The organism is Acetivibrio mesophilus (genome assembly GCF_004102745.1).
GTDB classification, from domain to species: domain Bacteria; phylum Bacillota; class Clostridia; order Acetivibrionales; family Acetivibrionaceae; genus Hungateiclostridium; species Hungateiclostridium mesophilum.
Window position 1 is genome coordinate 36,651 of record NZ_RLII01000001.1, and the last position, 17,791, is coordinate 54,441.

At 43.1% G+C, this 17,791-nt stretch carries 20 protein-coding genes and 1 pseudogene; 16 read left to right on the forward strand and 5 right to left on the reverse strand.

Annotation, left to right across the window (positions count from 1 at the left end):
- Window positions 1-43 precede the first annotated feature (43 nt).
- From EFD62_RS00170 to EFD62_RS00195, 6 genes are all read left to right on the forward strand, one after another.
- Window positions 44-940 (forward strand): hypothetical protein, encoded by an 897-nt coding sequence (locus EFD62_RS00170; protein ID WP_128705504.1) that lies wholly within the window; start codon window positions 44-46, stop codon window positions 938-940.
- A gap of 246 nt (window positions 941-1,186) precedes the next feature.
- Entirely contained in the window at window positions 1,187-1,903 is a 717-nt protein-coding gene (locus EFD62_RS00175; RefSeq protein ID WP_128705505.1) for a CTP synthase C-terminal region-related (seleno)protein, read from the forward strand.
- Window positions 1,904-1,932: 29 nt separating this feature from the next.
- Window positions 1,933-2,292, forward strand: a complete 360-nt coding sequence (locus EFD62_RS17830) for a GNAT family N-acetyltransferase (protein WP_194087080.1) — start codon at window positions 1,933-1,935, stop codon at window positions 2,290-2,292.
- Window positions 2,293-2,647: 355 nt separating this feature from the next.
- Complete coding sequence (locus tag EFD62_RS00185; protein WP_128705506.1) at window positions 2,648-3,403, forward strand: alpha/beta hydrolase; 756 nt, start codon at window positions 2,648-2,650, stop codon at window positions 3,401-3,403.
- A 62-nt stretch (window positions 3,404-3,465) separates the two neighbouring features.
- A complete protein-coding gene (locus EFD62_RS00190; RefSeq protein ID WP_128705507.1) occupies window positions 3,466-4,209 on the forward strand; it encodes an HAD family hydrolase in 744 nt (247 codons plus the stop codon).
- A gap of 453 nt (window positions 4,210-4,662) precedes the next feature.
- Window positions 4,663-5,310, forward strand: coding sequence for a CatA-like O-acetyltransferase (locus tag EFD62_RS00195; RefSeq protein ID WP_128705508.1), 648 nt, complete (start codon window positions 4,663-4,665; stop codon window positions 5,308-5,310).
- A gap of 62 nt (window positions 5,311-5,372) precedes the next feature.
- Here the strand turns inward: EFD62_RS00195 and EFD62_RS00200 are convergent, their stop codons facing one another.
- Complete coding sequence (locus EFD62_RS00200) at window positions 5,373-6,698, reverse strand: DUF4183 domain-containing protein (protein ID WP_128705509.1); 1,326 nt, start codon at window positions 6,696-6,698, stop codon at window positions 5,373-5,375.
- Between the two features lie 74 nt (window positions 6,699-6,772).
- Window positions 6,773-7,144 (reverse strand): DUF4183 domain-containing protein, encoded by a 372-nt coding sequence (locus tag EFD62_RS00205; RefSeq protein ID WP_128705510.1) that lies wholly within the window; start codon window positions 7,142-7,144, stop codon window positions 6,773-6,775.
- A 176-nt stretch (window positions 7,145-7,320) separates the two neighbouring features.
- Between EFD62_RS00205 and EFD62_RS00210 the strand changes: the two genes are divergently transcribed.
- From EFD62_RS00210 to EFD62_RS00245, 8 genes are all read left to right on the forward strand, one after another.
- A complete protein-coding gene (locus EFD62_RS00210) occupies window positions 7,321-8,031 on the forward strand; it encodes a phosphotransferase (protein WP_128705511.1) in 711 nt (236 codons plus the stop codon).
- 113 nt (window positions 8,032-8,144) lie between these two features.
- The gene (locus EFD62_RS00215; protein WP_128705512.1) at window positions 8,145-9,194 is read left to right on the forward strand and encodes an SGNH/GDSL hydrolase family protein; all 1,050 of its coding nucleotides are present in this window, start codon (window positions 8,145-8,147) and stop codon (window positions 9,192-9,194) included.
- 70 nt (window positions 9,195-9,264) lie between these two features.
- A complete protein-coding gene (locus EFD62_RS00220; protein WP_128705513.1) occupies window positions 9,265-9,987 on the forward strand; it encodes a tRNA 2-thiocytidine biosynthesis TtcA family protein in 723 nt (240 codons plus the stop codon).
- Between the two features lie 156 nt (window positions 9,988-10,143).
- Window positions 10,144-10,494, forward strand: a complete 351-nt coding sequence (locus tag EFD62_RS00225; protein ID WP_128705514.1) for a metal-sensing transcriptional repressor — start codon at window positions 10,144-10,146, stop codon at window positions 10,492-10,494.
- 210 nt (window positions 10,495-10,704) lie between these two features.
- A complete protein-coding gene (locus EFD62_RS00230; RefSeq protein ID WP_128705515.1) occupies window positions 10,705-11,712 on the forward strand; it encodes an energy-coupling factor ABC transporter permease in 1,008 nt (335 codons plus the stop codon).
- An 11-nt stretch (window positions 11,713-11,723) separates the two neighbouring features.
- Window positions 11,724-12,503 carry a cobalt ECF transporter T component CbiQ gene (gene cbiQ, locus EFD62_RS00235; protein WP_128705516.1) on the forward strand — a complete coding sequence of 260 codons (780 nt, stop codon included), beginning with the start codon at window positions 11,724-11,726 and terminating at the stop codon, window positions 12,501-12,503.
- Complete coding sequence (locus EFD62_RS00240; RefSeq protein WP_128705517.1) at window positions 12,500-13,273, forward strand: energy-coupling factor ABC transporter ATP-binding protein; 774 nt, start codon at window positions 12,500-12,502, stop codon at window positions 13,271-13,273. The genes cbiQ and EFD62_RS00240 overlap by 4 nt, the downstream gene beginning before the upstream one ends.
- A 146-nt stretch (window positions 13,274-13,419) precedes the next feature.
- On the forward strand, window positions 13,420-13,776 hold the full coding sequence (locus EFD62_RS00245) for a branched-chain amino acid transport system II carrier protein (RefSeq protein ID WP_128705518.1): 357 nt from the start codon (window positions 13,420-13,422) through the stop codon (window positions 13,774-13,776).
- 110 nt (window positions 13,777-13,886) lie between these two features.
- Here EFD62_RS00245 and EFD62_RS17925 read toward each other — a convergent pair whose 3' ends face one another.
- The 3 genes and pseudogenes from EFD62_RS17925 to EFD62_RS00255 all read right to left on the reverse strand — a co-directional run bounded on the left by EFD62_RS17925 (window position 13,887) and on the right by EFD62_RS00255 (window position 15,794).
- Window positions 13,887-14,948, reverse strand: a complete 1,062-nt coding sequence (locus EFD62_RS17925; RefSeq protein WP_235832531.1) for a DUF4368 domain-containing protein — start codon at window positions 14,946-14,948, stop codon at window positions 13,887-13,889.
- Between the two features lie 171 nt (window positions 14,949-15,119).
- Window positions 15,120-15,557, reverse strand: a pseudogene (locus tag EFD62_RS17930) (recombinase family protein); the annotation flags it as partial.
- A gap of 75 nt (window positions 15,558-15,632) precedes the next feature.
- Window positions 15,633-15,794 carry a transposon-encoded TnpW family protein gene (locus EFD62_RS00255; RefSeq protein ID WP_128705520.1) on the reverse strand — a complete coding sequence of 54 codons (162 nt, stop codon included), beginning with the start codon at window positions 15,792-15,794 and terminating at the stop codon, window positions 15,633-15,635.
- Window positions 15,795-15,939: 145 nt separating this feature from the next.
- On the opposite strand from EFD62_RS00255, the gene EFD62_RS00260 reads away from it, so the two are divergent.
- Both EFD62_RS00260 and EFD62_RS00265 read left to right on the forward strand, forming a co-directional pair.
- Entirely contained in the window at window positions 15,940-16,518 is a 579-nt protein-coding gene (locus EFD62_RS00260) for a P27 family phage terminase small subunit (protein ID WP_128705521.1), read from the forward strand.
- A 6-nt stretch (window positions 16,519-16,524) separates the two neighbouring features.
- Entirely contained in the window at window positions 16,525-17,757 is a 1,233-nt protein-coding gene (locus EFD62_RS00265; protein WP_128705522.1) for a site-specific DNA-methyltransferase, read from the forward strand.
- The last annotated feature ends 34 nt before the right edge of the window (window positions 17,758-17,791 follow it).

Consider the following 17,791-nt stretch of genomic DNA (forward strand, 5'->3'; position numbering starts at 1 on the left):
TTCCTGTGATCACAAATAATAAAACAATAAAGGAGAGATTCACATGAAAACAAACAGATCGGAAAGTAAACATGTCAAAAAGCCAGTTTTAGCAGCTGCAATGATTATTGGGGCCAGCACAATGATGTTTCAGGGATTTACACAGGTAGCTGCATCAGCGGAATTTAACAAGACAAATACGATCCCTACAAGCTATGTAAGCTACATGGATCAGTCATCCGGTACGGCGAAGAACAGCCTGCCGGAAGGCTACAAAGAAGCAAATTATACAATAAGGAACATTGACCTTGAGTATTACCGCAATCAAACACCGACAAGCAAGGACATGGCAAAGAAAGATGCTGCCGAGATAGGAGCTCAGGCTTTATGGAGCGTATATAGCCTGAGCCTGGAAGGGCAAGTGGTTGAAATGGGTTATCAACCGGCAACCGACGATATTCCTCGTTCAAGATGGTATGCCGATGTTCTGGTGGACGGTGAGCGTAGTTATAGTTTTGAAGTTGATTCTGTAACAGGCGATCTGTTCGCTGTGACTTATAGCAGAACACTGGATAAAAATGTTTCCGTAGCTTATGACGCAGAACTTGCCAAGAACCCGCAGGAATATGCAGCGCTGGCAAAGGAAACTGCCGAGAAGCTTAATGTCGTTCACGGTGCCGTAGCATCGGTTGAATACAACTGTCAGGGTTACCGTAATAATGACCCTGATATCACTTTCAATATCAAGGGTGAAAACGGCGAGGTTGCCTCGATGACTTTCTCAAGATACGACAAGGCTTTACTAGCAGTCAGCTATAATGCAGGATACCAGTATACGTTGAAAACCATCGAAAGAATTGAACAGAAGGTTAAGAATATGGATGCTTCACAGATGCAGAAATCAGTGCCCTCTGCCAGTGGAAACCAAGCTCCATTTCTTACAATAACGTCAGGCAATTAAAAAATTCCACAGTTGAATATTATTTAAGCACGGAAGCCTGTATAAAAAAAGAGCTTACTGCAGCATAAAAGCTCACCCTACGCTCTCTTTTTTAAAGTAATTCAAGCCTGACCCCTTAAACGAAAAGGGTCAGGCTTGAATTTTCAGAGATGGACAATTAGAATGGTAAAAAAGGATTAATTTTAAATGTATTCATACAAACCGGAATTTGTCTGAGAGAATGGACTAATCAGAGGGGTATATTTTATGAATTCAATGGTCAGAATAGCCGTAATTGGCGACTATGATGGTCGCCCATCGCATGTAGCGACCGATAAGGCGATAAGTCATTGTGCTTCTTACTTGGGGCTGAAGCAGGAAACTCAGTGGCTTCCGACCGATTCTTTAATAACAGGCAACGAGCAGAATTTAAACAACTTTGATGCTTTTTGGTGCGCTCCGGGTAGCCCTTATAAAAGTGCACAGGGAGCAATGAATGCTATACAGTTCGCAAGGGAAAACGACTACCCCTTTATCGGAACTTGTGGAGGCTTTCAACATGTTGTATTGGAGTTTGCCCGTGATGTTCTTGGTTTACCGGAAGTCAAACAAACTGACTTTAATCCCTATACGACTAATCTGTTTATCTCAGCTCTAAGTTGTTCGCTCATTGGAGAAACGAGAAACATTCTTCTGATAAAAGGTACAAAGGCTGCGCAAATCTATGGTGTGGATAATTCGGAAGAGCGGTACAATTGCAGTTTTGGAGTAAACGACCAATTCAAAAATCAAATGGTGGCCCATGGCTTCGTGGTCGCAGGAACTGACGAAGTAGGTGATACGAGGATACTTGAACTGCCTTACAACAAGTTCTTCATCGCAACACTCTTTCAGCCACAATTGAGTTCAACGCCAGAAAAACCTCATAGGCTCATCCTTGCTTTTTTGAAAAGCGCGGAGGAATTTAGACAAAGATATATGTGATTTCATTTTGCCGAGCATATGCCACTGGTTTGTCGCGACATTATTCAGCAGAGAATTTTAATATAGCATATCTGGACGGGGAAGCTGTCGGCTGCATGGCTCTTGTGGATTACGATCCGGTAATCTGGCCTGATATAATGAAAGGCGAATCCCTTTTTATACACAAGCTTGCCGTAAAACGATCGGGTGCCGGAAAAGGCGTTTCGAAATACTTAATAAAGCAGATTGAGCCTTTTTTGCTATATGAAGATTGGAGTATTTCCATAACTGGATCGGATGATCCCATTTTTCGTCCTGATAATTTTGAAGTGCAATCCACCTGTCATTATTGCCAAGGTTTGCGTAATCGGGGAATATTAAAGGGCTGGGTTGATATTGCAGATGGATGATTCTATGTGTATTATTGGAGGCAGAATCGATCATATGCCCTAAAATTTGCTTGATTGTCCTGTTTTGGCTGTTTCTTTTTTCAGTTAGTACATCCTCCGGAAGGTTGGACTAGATGGGTTCCCATTCATCTATCAGTTGAATCAGTTCCTGGTTAATTTCCGCAAATTCGTTCATGCTTAATCTCCTTTCAATCTGGATCGAAGTTTTTGTTTTTTAATATTTGATTGTATGGTATCATATAGCTGATATTCTGTAAAATAGATAGAATTTATAGAATCGTTCAATAAAATCGATAGGTAAGTTTCCTAAGGTCCATGATACAATTTGTAATAATCTGCATCGGAGGAGTGTTGAATGAACTTTGTAAACCCACCAGCAGTATCACCTCAATATGTTACTCATAAAACTTTTTACAGCAAAGTATTAAATCACGAAATAGGCTATAATATCTATCTTCCGCCCGGGTACAAAGACTGCGGCGAAAAATATCCGGTTGTGTACCACATTCACGGATGGACGGGCAACGAATCCTCCGAAATATGGCCGCTGGAAAAGGTCTATAAAAACAGACGGGCCATTACTGTTTTTGTCAACGCAATTTCGTCGGAAGACAATTATTTCGATGCTTTATTGCAAATTGAATCCATCCTTATTACGGAACTGATTCCCCATATCGAGGGACAGTACAGAACAGGCGCAACCCGCGAGAACAGAATGCTGTCAGGGTTTTCGATGGGCGGCAACATGGCGTTTTATTATGCAGTTAAGCACCCCGATCTGTTTGGTTCCGTAACCGCTTACGCAGGCACTTATCACCATCTCTACCACAAAGAATACCGTACTGTAGGGGTAGCACCGGAAAAAGCCATCGAGTTATACGAAGATATGATGAGAGAAAAATGGTATTTGGAAGAAAACAATATTTTATGCCTGGTACGGCAAAATGCGGAGAAAATTCGAGGGAAACTAAAAATTGAAATTCATATCGGCACAGCTGATATATTATTTTGTGATAATGAAATTTTACATTTATATTTGGATTCGTTGAATGTCCCGCATGAGTATAGGAAATTCGAGGGGATTGGCCATGACCTGGAAAAAATACTGTAGCACTCACCAGACGGGCAGCTTTCAGCAATTCTTAAAATGAACTTGAGGAGCCGGATGAATAAATGCGGATTCTGCCATCAGAAGAAAACCGAATAATTGCTGTTTTATGGGATTATGACGGTACACTTGTAGACAGTGCCAGGAAAAATATGAATGTGACCATCGAAGTACTGCGGCATTTTGATCCGGATATTGAGGCTCACCTCCCTCCGGCATTGCAAAGCTACGATGCATATCAGAAGGCAAATCACCGCTATCGCAACTGGCGGGAACTCTACACGAATTGCTATGGGATACCATCTGATAAACTGGACGAGGCAGGTCGGCTCTGGACACCTGAACAAAAAAGGAACAAAACAATCCCGGACATGTTTCCGGGACTTGCAGATTTACTCGCTACACTGAAAGGAATCCCGATGGGCATTTGTTCTCAAAACGATTCGGAAAATATTTGGAATACTTTGTCTTATTACGGCGTAGCAGATTCCTTCCATCATATCATCGGATATGCGGATGTACCGGGCGAACTGCAAAAACCCCATCCCTATGGATTTATTAAGTGTGCTGAAGCGCTGAATCCGGAAAACAAAGCCGGTACCTACATCTATATAGGCGATCACAGTGACGATGTAACATTTGGAAAAAATGGCGAAGCAGCAACCGGGCATAGGGTAATCTGTATAACAGCAGATTATCTGGGGCTGAATGGCGCATTTTACTCTTCATGGAAAACAGCACCGGACTATTTCATCCGGAACACAAATGAACTGAAACAGATCCTGGCATCGCTTCTATGGCAATGTTGATCGCAAAAATGATATACTCTATTGTATCATCACAAACAGTATAGTTATGAAATTCCCTCATTATATCAGGAGGTACATTATGATAAGGATTAATTTTTCAGTGAAGCTGCTATGGCTGTTAACAGGCTTTTTTTCTCGGGTTTGTGCCGTTACGGCGGTCGTCAGTCCCGGAATATATTCTCATTTTGTTGAAGAGAGATACATAAACGATCGGCTTCTCCGAACTCATTCCCAGGTTGTTCCAGGTACCTGATGCACCGATGAATCTTTCCTCTTTCTTACTTTACGATGGCCTTTCGGTTTTGTTTCTGGTCATTGGAATAGTTCAAATGAGAAAAGTGCAGTTTAATGCGGATGGGGATAGCAAGTTATGAACGAATGGGATGGTTATGCACTATGAGTAAATTACCCGATATGCCAGTAAACAAAAGGGACTAACAAGGGGTGAACACTATGGAACGAAGATCCGTTGATATGAGTACATACAAAAGAAAGGCACACTTTGACTATTTCAGGACATTGGCATATCCGCATGTCGGGGTAACTGCAGATGTGGATGTGACAAATCTTATAACCTTCTGCAAGGAAAAGGGATACTCTTTTTACCTTAGCTTTATGCATGCGGCGGCGCTTGCAGCAGACAGCATCGGGGAGTTCAGGCAGAGAATCTGCGGTGACGGGATAGTCGAATATGACGAATGTGGAACATCCCATACGGAAAGTGTCGGGGACGGAACCTACTGTTACTGCACACTTTATCATCATATGCCCTTCAGGGAGTATATTCGGTATGCAGAAGCTGAAAGGCAGCAGTGTCGTGAGAAGAACAGTATCGAAGAGGACGAGAATGTGGAGGGTCTTTATTTCATTTCGACACTCCCCTGGATTCCCTACAGCGCGATTATCCAGCCGACAGCCGGCAGAGAGGATTCCAATCCCAGAATCACCTGGGGAAAATATCAGAAGGATTATGCAGGGAGACTCATGCTGCCGGTTACAGTGCTTTGCCATCATGCGCTTGTTGACGGCATACACCTTTCAAGGTTCTATACCAATCTTGACACAGAGATTCATAAAATAATCGAACAGTCTGATTTTTAACTATCCGTTTCATCTACTCAAGCCATTTATAGCCGTTCCACTTAGCTGAAGGAATATATGCTTCAGCACAGGGAAGAAATGGTGATGGACTGAAGAGAAACAGGCGAATTCCGCAAATGCAGGTCGCTGGTATTCAGAGCAAGTACCCCTTCTTGTACCGAATAATTGGCGGGCGGTTGGATAACGGCATTTATAAAAAGATTACTGAAGGAAACAGTCTCCGGATCAGGTATGCCTTCACTGCCATACATTTTCAGCTCGTCCATGTTTGTATAAATATTTCTTTCATGGGCAAGTGCATTATATGTATAAGTTCTTGCCAGGAGGATCCGGTTGCTTGGCTCCTTTATGGTTATGAATTCTAAAATTATCGAAACTCCTTCGGGGGGTATATCTGAGGTCCGTAAAACCAGAAGTCCCTTTTGCACTGTATAATTGACTGCAGGCTGCAGCACTCCATTGATATACAGATTTACTATGGATACATGTTCAGGATCGATAATGCCATTGCTTCGATATGCTTCCGGCTCATCATCGTTAGTATACTCCCTCTTCATGCCATTCGATATCGCATTGTAGTAACATACTTCAGCAGGAAGAACCACACCGTCTTTATTTCTGAAAGTAACGAAGCTGATAGCTATCGGGGCATTTTTTATCGGCACATCCTCTGTTTTTAGTGCAAGCGATCCCTTCTCGATATGATAGTTTGTGCCCGGCTGTATGAGCCCATTAATGTATACGGCATAGTAGGAAACGCTTTTGGGGTCCGGTATGCCCATACTTCCATATTCTGTTAATTCGTCATCGTCGGTATATTTATTTCTGATCCCGTCGGATAAAGCATTGTATTGATATACTTCAGCTTTATAGATCTCTTCTTTGCATGCGATGCTGATTTCATTTGTAAACAGGCATTTGTCGAATAATTTTGAAACGTTTATGCATACATTCCTGAATTCTAAACCATCTCTTTTCCCCGGGAAGCTTTCTGCAGCGGGAATGATCAAGTCTACCTTGGCTGACGAATATGCGACGGTAACAAGCCTGACTTTTACTTCTACAGCAAGAGGATGATTTCCGGTGCAAGAAGAACTGATATCGCAGTTAAAATCATATACCCTGAAAGATATATGGGTTTTGTCCGGTGCATATATGTAAAAGCGTTTATATACCCTGAATGCTATCGGTTCTGTTATGCGGATATTCTCCGCAAAAAGCGAAACATAGCCCTTTATTTCCACTATGCTATTATATGCGTGTGTTTTTTCCCCCGGAGGCAGCTGCTTCTGAGTATAAGTGATTGCATTCGGCTCATATGGATTCAGGATGTTTCCGTTTTTATCAGTCAGGAAACAGCCGATATTCGATAACCTGACATCGTACATTACGCACACTCCCTATATTATTCTTTGCTGTATCGAAATAAAGGGCGGGCTCTGCACCCACCCTTTTATTCCTGTCATGTTAAGAATGTTGTCTGTGAGTCGGCAGTCGGCGTGAAGTTTGTCACTACCAGTATAATCGGCGCACCCTCCAGAACATCACCAATGTCCGAAATTTCCACGCCAGTTTCTGAAACCGTGTATAAGGTTTCCTGCTGTAAAACACCATTGATAAAAAGCATATAATAGCCGTTATCCGTCGTGATCAGGGGCATAGTTGAAACAGTAGATCCCGTATCATCTACAAAGGAACCTGGTGCGATTGTCAGAACCCCTTCGTCCACATCCTCTGGGTCAAAATTATAGAAGAGCCTTTGAACATCCGGCTTGGTCAGAACTGTTGTTGTCGTTTGTGCACTAATAACAAGCTTAAATAGTGTAGCGGCCATGCTACTACCTCCTTTATATTATCTTATAGTATATAGTATGTTTTGTGATATATAATGTGACTCATGTGAGAGAAATACAATAATCCGATTTATGGAAAAGCGGTTTTTGTGATGGGGAGCATGTCCTGTTTATGTACAAAGTAGTATGTAGTATAATGTAAACAAGATCTTGTACGGTGGCAATAACATTTGGGATACTAAAGTCAGCTGAACTGCAGGAACCTATTGCAGGACCGGACGGAAAACGGATTTACAGGCTATCTGATGGGTCACCTGCAATGCTGCTGAGTTGGATTCCCGGAAGACCGATTGAAGAATCAGAAGGAAAACAGTATGCTGAAAAATTGGGAAAGCTTGCAGCAAAGATCCACCTGTCATCCAAAGGATTTTCCGGGAGACGCTGTGCATATGATGAATTGCTGGTAGACAGACTCATGGAAGAGATACATTCTGCTGTTCATTGCGGACATATCACCCCGAAGGCCGGAGACATCTGCATGAAAGAACTGAAAGTAATTCGCACTGCCGTCTGTCGGCTCAAAGATGACGCGGAGCATTACGGAATAATACATTCAGATCTTGGCTTTGGCAATGTTCTTGTTTCGGATAATGAACTGATCCCGATAGATTTTTCTTTGTCCGGCTATGGATGCCATGCCCAGGAAGCGGGTATGCTCCAGTCAAACTATCAGGATGAAGAAAGTCAATATCTTGTGCTTCAAGGTTTGCGGGAAAGCGGTGAGAATATTGATGAAAAAGACGCGGAGGTATTCATTTCCATGAGCGTCCTTTTGTTCATTTGCTCACAACATGGAAGATACGTTTCAGAAAAATGGTTTTCCGAGGCAATGGAGCGTTGGTGCAATACGTTATTCATTCATGGGTAAGAAAGCAATGGACGGAAGCAAATCCTGCCTCGATCGGTCGGCGGACTTAATGAGGCGGGAATTATGGGTCAGATAAAGCGAAAAACTTCTACCCTATAAGTGAGGCAATAGAAATGATATTAGATTCTAAAAGCAAAAACATAAAAAGGTATTTCAAAAATGCGTATGATGTAAAAATATGCGATGACGGAAGCCTGTGGCCTGTCAGATTTACCGATAAGCTGTTTTCCGTATACAGTCAGGATGAAGCACGAAGAATCCGGAGTTTCTGTCCTTCCGGGGTGTGTATTGAACTGGTTACGGATTCTTCTTTTTTGTGTTTATATATAAAAACATTGGATTTTGCCCGTAATTTTGCCTATTTTGACTTGTACATAGATGATGTTTTCGTAGAAACCATTGGTGCGGAACCTGAGAGTAGCTTGCCGGGTACAATAACCTTTGAGTTATGCCGCATGTACCTCAACAGAAAGGTTAAGGGCGATAAGAGAAAGCAAAAAATAACGATCTACCTGCCCCACCTTGCGGATGTCCGCATAAAGGCAATAGAGCTTGAAGATGGAAGTGTTGCAGAGGATTGCTGCAATGAAACGAAGCATATGAAAACTTTGCTGTGCCTCGGAGATTCAATCACGCAAGGTATGACTGCCAAAAATCCTTCATCAGCCTACCCGGTACAATTGGCAAGAATTCTGGGAATGAAAATGATTAACCACGGAATAGGCGGTTATGTTTTCAATGAAGAATCGCTTGATGAAGAAATGGACATAAATCCTGATCTCATAACAGTCGCATATGGCATAAACGACTGGTCCAGGTATAATTCCATTGATTATTTCAGAGAAAGGTGCTACAACTACTTTAGCAAATTAACAGCAATTTTCCCCGGCGCAAAAATCTTTGCAGTGACTCCCATATGGTGCAGCAGCGAAAATGAACCCAAGGCTATGGGATATCTTTGCGAAATAAGAAAAGAGATTGGGCAAATAGCTTGCAAATTTGAATCCGTTCATGTTATCGGCGGCTTGAAGATGGTGCCCAATAGGCCGGATTATTTTGTGGATGGCATTCACCCCAATGATTTAGGCTTCATGCACTACAGTCTGAATTTGCTGAATGAAATTCGAACCGCAGAGTGTAAGTCATCAAACTGCATATGGTGAGAAAGCCGTAAAAATCAAATAAGCCGGATATCCGGCATTTCGGTTTAGCATATGAGAAAGGCATGATTTTATGAAGCTGCAAAAGCTGCTTGGTTATACACGTAAAGCACTGGATGATTATAATATGATTGACGATGGGGACAAGATTGCTATCGGTATATCCGGCGGCAAGGACAGTTTGACACTGCTGTATGCTTTATCTCATTTACGGCGTTTCTATCCAAAAAAGTATGATATTGAAGCAATCACTGTCCGCATGGGTTATAAAGGTATGAATTTTTCACCGGTCAGGCAGCTTTGCAGAGAGCTTGGTGTCAATTATACAATAGTTGAAACAGAAATAGCCGGCATCCTCTTTTCACGCCGAAATGAGACAAACCCCTGTTCTCTCTGTGCCAGGATGCGCAAAGGTGCATTTAATATCAAAGCAAAGGAGCTCGGCTGCAACAAAGAGGCATATGCCCATCACTACGATGATGCAGTTGAAACCATGATGATGTCATTGATTTATGAAGGAAGATTCCACTGCTTCTCTCCTGTCACCTATCTTGACAAATCAGGTATAACTCTAATCAGGCCGCTCATTTATGTACGAGAGGCAGACATCAAGGGTTTCCGAAATGCATATGGCCTGCCGGTCGTTAAAAATCTGTGTCCGGTTGATGGTTATACCAAGCGCCAATATATAAAGGAATTAATAAAAAAACTGCAATCTGAAACTCCCGGGCTTAAGGAACGCCTTTTCCACGCTATTCAGGCAAGCAATACAGATGGTTGGAAAAAGCCGGATTGAGAAAGGAAAGGTTATACATGAAACGTTATGACATGATAATTTAAGTTGAAAAACATCACGATGTATTTCTCTGTGTAAAATCATCATGCTGAAAGGGCGGTGCCATGCTGGTATTCTTGGCGATTGTCAAAGTTATAAATCAGGGGGGAGTCTGTTATGAAAGGCACTATAAAGGAACAAGTACATGCACATAAATCACCGGATGGTACGGAGTATTTACATAGCCATGAAAATACACATAAACACAGCCATCAGAATACAAAAACGGTTTTGAACAGGTTATCCCGTGCAATTGGCCACTTAGAATCGGTAAAGAGAATGGTAGAAGACGGAAGGGATTGCAGCGAGGTATTAATCCAATTATCCGCAGTTATCTCTGCACTGAATAATACCGGAAAGGTTATATTAAAGGATCATATGGAACATTGTATTGTGGATGCAGTTGAATCGGGAGACAAAGCTGCAATTGAAGACCTGACAAAAGCTATTGACAGTTTTATGAAATAGACAACGATGACAGTAACCAAATGAATTATATATCCCTATCCAGGGGATATGTTCCTGAAATAAAATACAATACATCATTTCTCCAACGTGAAAAAAGGGGATCTTATTAAAGAAGAGAAGGTATATATTTTTATCCCCCGTATGGGCTTGTGCCAATAAAAAGTATGATATAACCTTTACTTGATTATTATTGAGAAATGGGGAATTATTGTGCACATGGCAGATGCCCTGATTTCACCGGTGGTTGGTGGAACGATGATGGCTGCTACCGCTTGTGTGGCTGCTTACTCCATAAAAAAAGTGCAAAACGATTTGGATGACAAGAAGGTTCCCTTGATGGGGGTCATGGGTGCCTTTGTTTTTGCATCCCAGATGATTAATTTTTCGATACCCGCAACAGGGTCAAGCGGTCATCTTGGCGGTGGGATGCTGCTCGCAATTTTGCTTGGGCCATATGCAGGATTTTTAACGATGGCTTCCATTCTTCTTATTCAGGCACTGTTCTTCGGAGACGGGGGACTGCTTGCATATGGATGCAATGTATTTAATCTTGGATTCTATACATGCTTTATTGCATATCCCTTCATTTACAAACGGATAACAAGAAAAGGACTTACTTCCGGCAGGATATTCGGGGCCTCGATGGTCTCGTCCATCCTTGGTTTGCAAATGGGTGCCTTCAGTGTTGTGCTGGAAACCTTGTTCTCCGGGAAGACAGAATTACCCTTCAATACTTTTGCACTGCTGATGCAGCCAATTCATTTGGGAATCGGTATTGTTGAGGGACTTGTGACAGCCGCGGTAGTAAACTTTATTTGGAAAGCAAGGCCGGAAATACTGGAACACACTGCAGCCGGCACAACATTCGGCAGGATTCCGATAAAAAAAGTGCTTACCGGGATTTTAGTTGCGGCAATCGCTATTGGCGGATTCGTATCATGGTTTGCATCATCAGACCCTGACGGACTTGAATGGTCGATGGAGCGGACTGCCGGAACTACTGAATTAAAAGCATCAGAGAGCACAGTACATAATATGCTGGCAAATATACAAAGCAAAACGGCATTTTTACCGGATTATGGCTTTAAAACGGCAACCGGGAACAAAACTGACAGCTACGCAGGGACCAGTATCTCCGGAATTGTGGGGGGAGCTTTGACTCTTGGCCTGGCGGGATTAATTGGTTTAGTTATAAGTGTGTTTAAAAAGAAAAAATAAGGATAGATGTCATGTCAAAAATTGTGGATTCAATGTATAATATCAGACTGCTAGATGACTTGGCACGGAAGGACACTGCCATACACAGAATACATCCGGTTCCAAAGCTTCTGACTACAATCGTTTATTTGATTGTAGTCGTATCGTTTAATAGATACGAAATAAGCGGGCTTTTACCGTTTGTTATTTATCCGATGGTTCTTATTCTTTTGGCAGAATTACCTGTAATGCCGATCCTAAAAAGACTGCTCATGGTTGAGCCGATAATTATCGGAATCGGAATATTAAATCCGGTATTTGATCCAAAGGGATGGATTACTTTTGCATCGATCATGATGAAATGCGGATTGACTGTAACCGCCTGCCTTATTTTGGTTTCAACAACAGGCCTGGATAAAATTGCGCAAGCCTTAAGAACATTGAAAGTACCGGGTATATTTGTGCTGCAGCTGCTTTTGACCTTTCGCTACATTTCTGTACTGATTGAGGAACTCGCAAGAATGGTGAGGGCATATGCCCTGCGGGCACCGCAGCAGAAAGGAGTGCGGCTGAAAGATTGCGGATCTTTTGCCGGACAGCTGCTCCTTCGCACCTTTGACAGAGCGCAACGGGTGTATGATTCCATGAAGTTAAGAGGTTTTAGCGGAGATTACCATTCCTACGGAAAATCAAATGTAACCGGGAAGGATATTATCTATTTAATGGCATGGAGTTTGTTTTTCATTATTGCAAGGATATATGATATACCTGCATTTTTAGGCTTGTTGTTTGAGGGGATGAGCAATACATGAGTCATTATAAACTAAAGGTAAGAAACCTCCATTTTTCGTATCCGGATGGGCATGAAGCTATAAAAGATATTTCTTTTACAATATATCCTGGTGAATCGGTTGGTATCATAGGTGAAAACGGGTCGGGCAAATCGACTCTTTTGCTATTAATTACGGGCGTTCTTTTCCCTGACAAAGGGGAAGTGATAGTTGGAGATGTTTCTGTAACAAAAAAATCATTGGCGATGATCAGACAGAGACTTGGAATGGTGTTCCAGGATTCCGATGATCAGCTGTTTATGACTACCGTATTTGATGATGTAGCGTTCGGACCGCGTAATTATAATCTGGACGAAAAGGAAGTAAAGGCCAGAGTCGACGAAGCATTGGATATGGTTGGAATCCCTCATTTAAAAGATAGAGCACCATTTAAGCTTTCGGGCGGCGAGAAGCGGGCTGCTGCAATTGCGGGCGTCCTGTCCATGAAACCGGATATGTTGATCATGGATGAACCTACTTCAGGGCTGGATCCGAAATCAAGACGCAGATTGATCAACACCTTAAAAGGCTTCAGTCATACGAAAATCATAACAAGCCATGATTTGGATATGGTTTTGGAAACATGTGACCGTGTTATAGTCATAAAAGACGGAGAAGTTGCTGCAAACGGGACAACGCAAGAGATTTTAACAAACCAAGAGTTACTGGAGAAATGCGGCCTGGAGGTCCCGCTTTCCTTGCAGAAATGCCCGGTGTGCGGAATGATTAAATGGCGGCCATTCACAAATTGAGATTTCCCGACATTGATCAGCAAATTATAGAATGCTTATTTCATATTTGTTAACAATGATCTATAATAGATGACATATGCTTGGGACGTTATTGTGGGATACAAGGAATATAAGGCTTATATGAGAGGCACCTGAAGGAGAAAATCATGAAAGAAAAGCTTAGTTTTAAATCATATGTATTAGTAGGCTCATTATTATTCGGATTGTTTTTCGATGCCGGCAACTTGATATTTCCGGTTCAAATGGGACAACTGTCGGGCAGCAATACATTACCTTCTACAATTGGATTCTTAATTACCGGAGTAGGGCTTCCATTATTAGGAGTGATTTCAGCAGCCCTTGCCCAAAGTGATAGCCTGTATGATTTGGCCCAGCCTGTTGGCCGGAACTACTCCATTTTCTTTACATGTCTGCTTTATTTGACAATTGGGTCTTTATTTGCAATTCCGCGTACTGCTACCGTCGCATTTGAAGTAAGCTTGAATGATTGCAGCGTCTTTTGATTTTTGCAATGCATTACCGGCAAATTTGAAAGAAACCGCTGTCATTAGAGGGTACTTCTTAGGGATTTTTAATCCCGGAAAAATATCGGCATAGTTTGGTAGTGTTACGGCTATGCCGATTTTTCTTGCTTTGTGGTGGATGTAAAACCGGGGGGGTCAAATTCGCCAATACAGTTATAAACAATTTTGATACGCTGTACTCGTCTGCCATCAGTGCGCTCTGCCTTGTAAACATAGATTTTTTCAACGAACTCCCGGATAATTTCCGCTGTGAGTTCCTTTATGTCTGTGTACTTTCTTACCAAGGCGAGGAAGTGGTCTACTCCCAGTGAGCTTTCCTTTTCTGATGTCATAGTAGATTTCAGTTCTGCTACTCGGTTTTCAAGGGTATGCTGCTCAGCTTCGTAATTGGCAGTCATCTTGGTAAATCGCTCATCTGAAATCTTACCCTCAATATTGTCCTCATAAAGCCTCTGGATAATCTCATCCAGCTTATTGATACGGGCCTGTGATTGCTCTAATTCTCGTTTTCCGTCACGCATACTCTTGTCAAGTTCTATCCTTGTTTTCTTTGTGACCATCTCCACAAATTCATTCTCATGGTCTCTGGCAAAAGCGGTTACCCGGCGTATGCCGTCAAGGAGCAATTCCTCAACTACAACATTTCTTATTTGATGAGAACTGCAGCCGCCTTTTATTTTACGGTAGGTAGCACACACAAAATGCTCTTTGTCATGTTCCCAACCTCTGTGGCGTACTTGGTATAGCTTATTACCGCAATCAGCACAGAAGAGCATACCAGAGAGGATTGGCATTTCGCCCATCGGCGTTAGCCTGCGTCTTCCATCTCGTATTTTCTGCACTACCTCGAACACAGGCTCTTCGATAATTGCTTCGTGAGTATTCTCGAAAATCATCCACTCTGACGGGTCATTCTTCATCTGCTTTTTCTGCTTATAGGACTTGCGGTAAGTTTTGAAATTAACCGTATGTCCCAAATACTCCTGCCTTGAAAGCATATGAACTATTGTGCTGCCTCGCCAGACATAATCATCGTCATGGCCTCTGTTGTCCGGAATATTGATTCCGTTTTTCTTGGCGTGAGCCGTTGGATTCATAATTCTGCGCCTTGTAAATTCCTTGGCTATCTGCGAAGGGCCATACCCTTGCATACACAAGCGGAACGCCTCGCGTACCACTTCGGCGGCTTCTTCATCGACTATCCAGCGTGTCTTGTCTTCCGGGTCTTTGATATAGCCGTAAGGCGGATTGGTGCAGAGCGGTTTGCCGGACTCCCCTTTCGACTTGAAAACAGCGCGTATTTTCTTGCTGGTGTCTTTGGCGTACCATTCGTTGATAATGTTGAGGAATGGCGTGAAATCGCTGTCCTGCTGATTAGCGCTGTCTACACCGTTGTTAATGGCTATAAAGCGAATGTCGGAGCCGGGAAAGAGCACTTCGGTATAATAGCCGACCTTTAGATAATCTCTTCCGAGACGGCTCATGTCCTTGACAATGATGGTGCCAATCCTGCCTTCTTCCACTAGGGAGATAAGGCGCTGCCAATCCGGGCGGTCGAAGTTCGTACCGCTATAGCCATCATCCACAAAGAACTCAGTGTTTGTAAAACCGTTGTCATCAGCGTACTTCTGTAAAATGGTCTTCTGATTTTTAATGCTGTTAGAATCACCCTGCAGCTCGTCATCTCGTGAAAGACGGCAATACAGAGCGGTTATTTTATCGTTATTCTTCACAGCAGTATAAGACTGCCTTCTATTCATGTTTACCTCCTTTCCGACAGTCTTCAAGCGGTACTCTATGTTCCCGTACTGCCGCGAAGAAGTCAAGTTATTTGTTTAAGAAGCCTTATTTAATTCAAGCTTTGCTGTGCCGTTAAGTATCATTCGTTTCAGCTTGTCATAGGCGGTTTCTTTGGCAGTGCTGCTGACTGCTGATTCTATAATGTAGAGAGTATCACCGATTACCTTTTCGGTAACGCAGATGGTCTTCTCAGCCATAAGGCACTCCTCCTTTCTGACATTGGGGTAGGGGGTAACAAATCCTTACACCCTTTCGATCGTGCAACGGGCGTGGGGTCACGCGCGAAAAAATTCAGGTTCAAACGGGGTATTAAACCCTGCCACAGCAAGGAGGTGAAGGTACGTGGCAAAAGACGGTACAAATAGAGGTGGGCGCCGCGTGCGTGCCGGGGACAAACCACAACCTCTTGCGGAAAAGATCGCAGCAGGTAAAGCCGCACGGATTTTGGAGGCGCCAGAGTTTAAGCCAGAGTCCATGCTCAAAGCAAGCGAACTGGACGATACAGCAGACTTGAATGGTGAAGATATGCCGACGCCGAGTGAATACCTCAGCGCACGGCAAAAAGATGGTAAACCGCTGGGTGCTGATACCCTATTTATTGAAACATGGAAATGGCTCAAGGAACGTGGTTGTGATAAATTCGTAAATCCCAGACTCGTCGAAGCCTATGCACAGTCGTTTACACGATACATCCAGTGTGAAGAAGCAATAAGCACTTACGGTCTTTTAGGCAAGCACCCAACAACAGGAGGTGCGATTGCCAGTCCGTTCGTGCAAATGAGCCAGTCATTTCAAAAACAGGCTAACCTGCTCTGGTATGAGATCTTTGACATAGTCAAGCAAAACTGTACCACGGCTTTCATTGGTAATCCGCAGGACGATATTATGGAAGCTCTGCTTTCAGGTAGGAGAGGACGGTAGAAGATTGTGAATACAACTGAACGATTAGAAAAAGTAAATATTGATAAGCTGGTGCCATATGCAAGGAATGCTCGTACACATAGCAAGGAACAGATTCTCCAGCTTCGTGCGAGCCTACGGGAATTTGGTTTCGTCAATCCAGTCATAGTGGATAAAGACTTAAATATAATCGCAGGGCATGGCAGAGTCCTTGCAGCCAAAGAGGAAGGTATCACTGAGGTCCCCTGTGTATTCGCTGAGCATTTGACCGAAGCACAGAAGCGAGCATACATAATCGCTGACAACCGCCTTGCCTTGAACGCAGGCTGGGATACTGAAATGTTATCGGTAGAACTTTCTGAATTACAAGGTGTAGATTTTGATTTGTCGCTTCTGGGCTTTGACGATGCAGAGTTAAATAAGCTGTTAGGCGGTATTGAGGATATCAAAGACGATGACTTTGATGTGGACGAAGAACTTTCAAAACCTGCTATTACGAAGCTGGGTGATTTGTGGCTACTTGGACAGCACCGTCTGGTGTGTGGTGATAGCACGAAGGCTGAGACTTTCAATCTGCTTATGGACGGAAAGCTGGCAAACCTTACGGTTACTGATCCTCCGTACAATGTTAACTACGAAGGCACAGCCGGAAAGATTAAGAACGATAATATGGCGGATGAAAAGTTTTATCAGTTTCTTCTAGACGCGTTCACCCTCACTGAAAAAGCGATGGCGAAGGACGCGTCTATTTATGTATTCCATGCTGACACCGAAGGGCTTAATTTCCGTCGTGCTTTTGATGCCGCCGGATTTTACCTTTCCGGCACATGTATCTGGAAGAAGCAATCGCTGGTGCTTGGACGATCACCGTATCAATGGCAGCATGAGCCAATCCTGTTCGGCTGGAAGAAAAACGGTAAGCATGCCTGGTATTCCGACCGCAAGCAGTCAACCATCTGGGAGTTTGACAAGCCCAAAAAGAATGCTGACCATCCCACGATGAAGCCGGTTCCGCTGGTGGCCTACCCTATCCAAAACTCCAGCATGACAGGGTGTATTGTACTAGATCCATTTGGTGGTTCGGGAAGTACCCTTATCGCTTGCGAGCAGACCAAGCGGATTTGCTATACAGTAGAATTGGATGAGAAGTTCTGTGATGTAATCGTAAAACGATATATCCAGCAGGTTGGCAGCAAGGATAATGTGTTTCTCATTCGGGACGGTATGAAGATGGCTTTCATCGAGGTTGAATCAGCCTGATGCACATTTATTCCTGCTCAATATTACTTGCTAT

Coding starts and splice junctions, on each gene's coding strand:
- EFD62_RS00170 (WP_128705504.1), top strand. CDS start 44: ATGAAAACAAACAGATCGGAAAGTAAACATGTCAAAAAGCCAGTTTTA.
- EFD62_RS00220 (WP_128705513.1), top strand. CDS start 9,265: ATGAAGCTGCAAAAGCTGCTTGGTTATACACGTAAAGCACTGGATGAT.
- EFD62_RS00195 (WP_128705508.1), top strand. CDS start 4,663: ATGGAACGAAGATCCGTTGATATGAGTACATACAAAAGAAAGGCACAC.
- EFD62_RS17925 (WP_235832531.1), bottom strand. CDS start 14,948: ATGCAAGGGTATGGCCCTTCGCAGATAGCCAAGGAATTTACAAGGCGC.
- EFD62_RS00175 (WP_128705505.1), top strand. CDS start 1,187: ATGAATTCAATGGTCAGAATAGCCGTAATTGGCGACTATGATGGTCGC.
- EFD62_RS00200 (WP_128705509.1), bottom strand. CDS start 6,698: ATGTACGATGTCAGGTTATCGAATATCGGCTGTTTCCTGACTGATAAA.
- EFD62_RS00190 (WP_128705507.1), top strand. CDS start 3,466: ATGCGGATTCTGCCATCAGAAGAAAACCGAATAATTGCTGTTTTATGG.
- EFD62_RS00255 (WP_128705520.1), bottom strand. CDS start 15,794: ATGGCTGAGAAGACCATCTGCGTTACCGAAAAGGTAATCGGTGATACT.
- cbiQ (WP_128705516.1), top strand. CDS start 11,724: ATGTCAAAAATTGTGGATTCAATGTATAATATCAGACTGCTAGATGAC.
- EFD62_RS00225 (WP_128705514.1), top strand. CDS start 10,144: ATGAAAGGCACTATAAAGGAACAAGTACATGCACATAAATCACCGGAT.
- EFD62_RS00205 (WP_128705510.1), bottom strand. CDS start 7,144: ATGGCCGCTACACTATTTAAGCTTGTTATTAGTGCACAAACGACAACA.
- EFD62_RS00185 (WP_128705506.1), top strand. CDS start 2,648: ATGAACTTTGTAAACCCACCAGCAGTATCACCTCAATATGTTACTCAT.
- EFD62_RS00240 (WP_128705517.1), top strand. CDS start 12,500: ATGAGTCATTATAAACTAAAGGTAAGAAACCTCCATTTTTCGTATCCG.
- EFD62_RS00245 (WP_128705518.1), top strand. CDS start 13,420: ATGAAAGAAAAGCTTAGTTTTAAATCATATGTATTAGTAGGCTCATTA.
- EFD62_RS00215 (WP_128705512.1), top strand. CDS start 8,145: ATGATATTAGATTCTAAAAGCAAAAACATAAAAAGGTATTTCAAAAAT.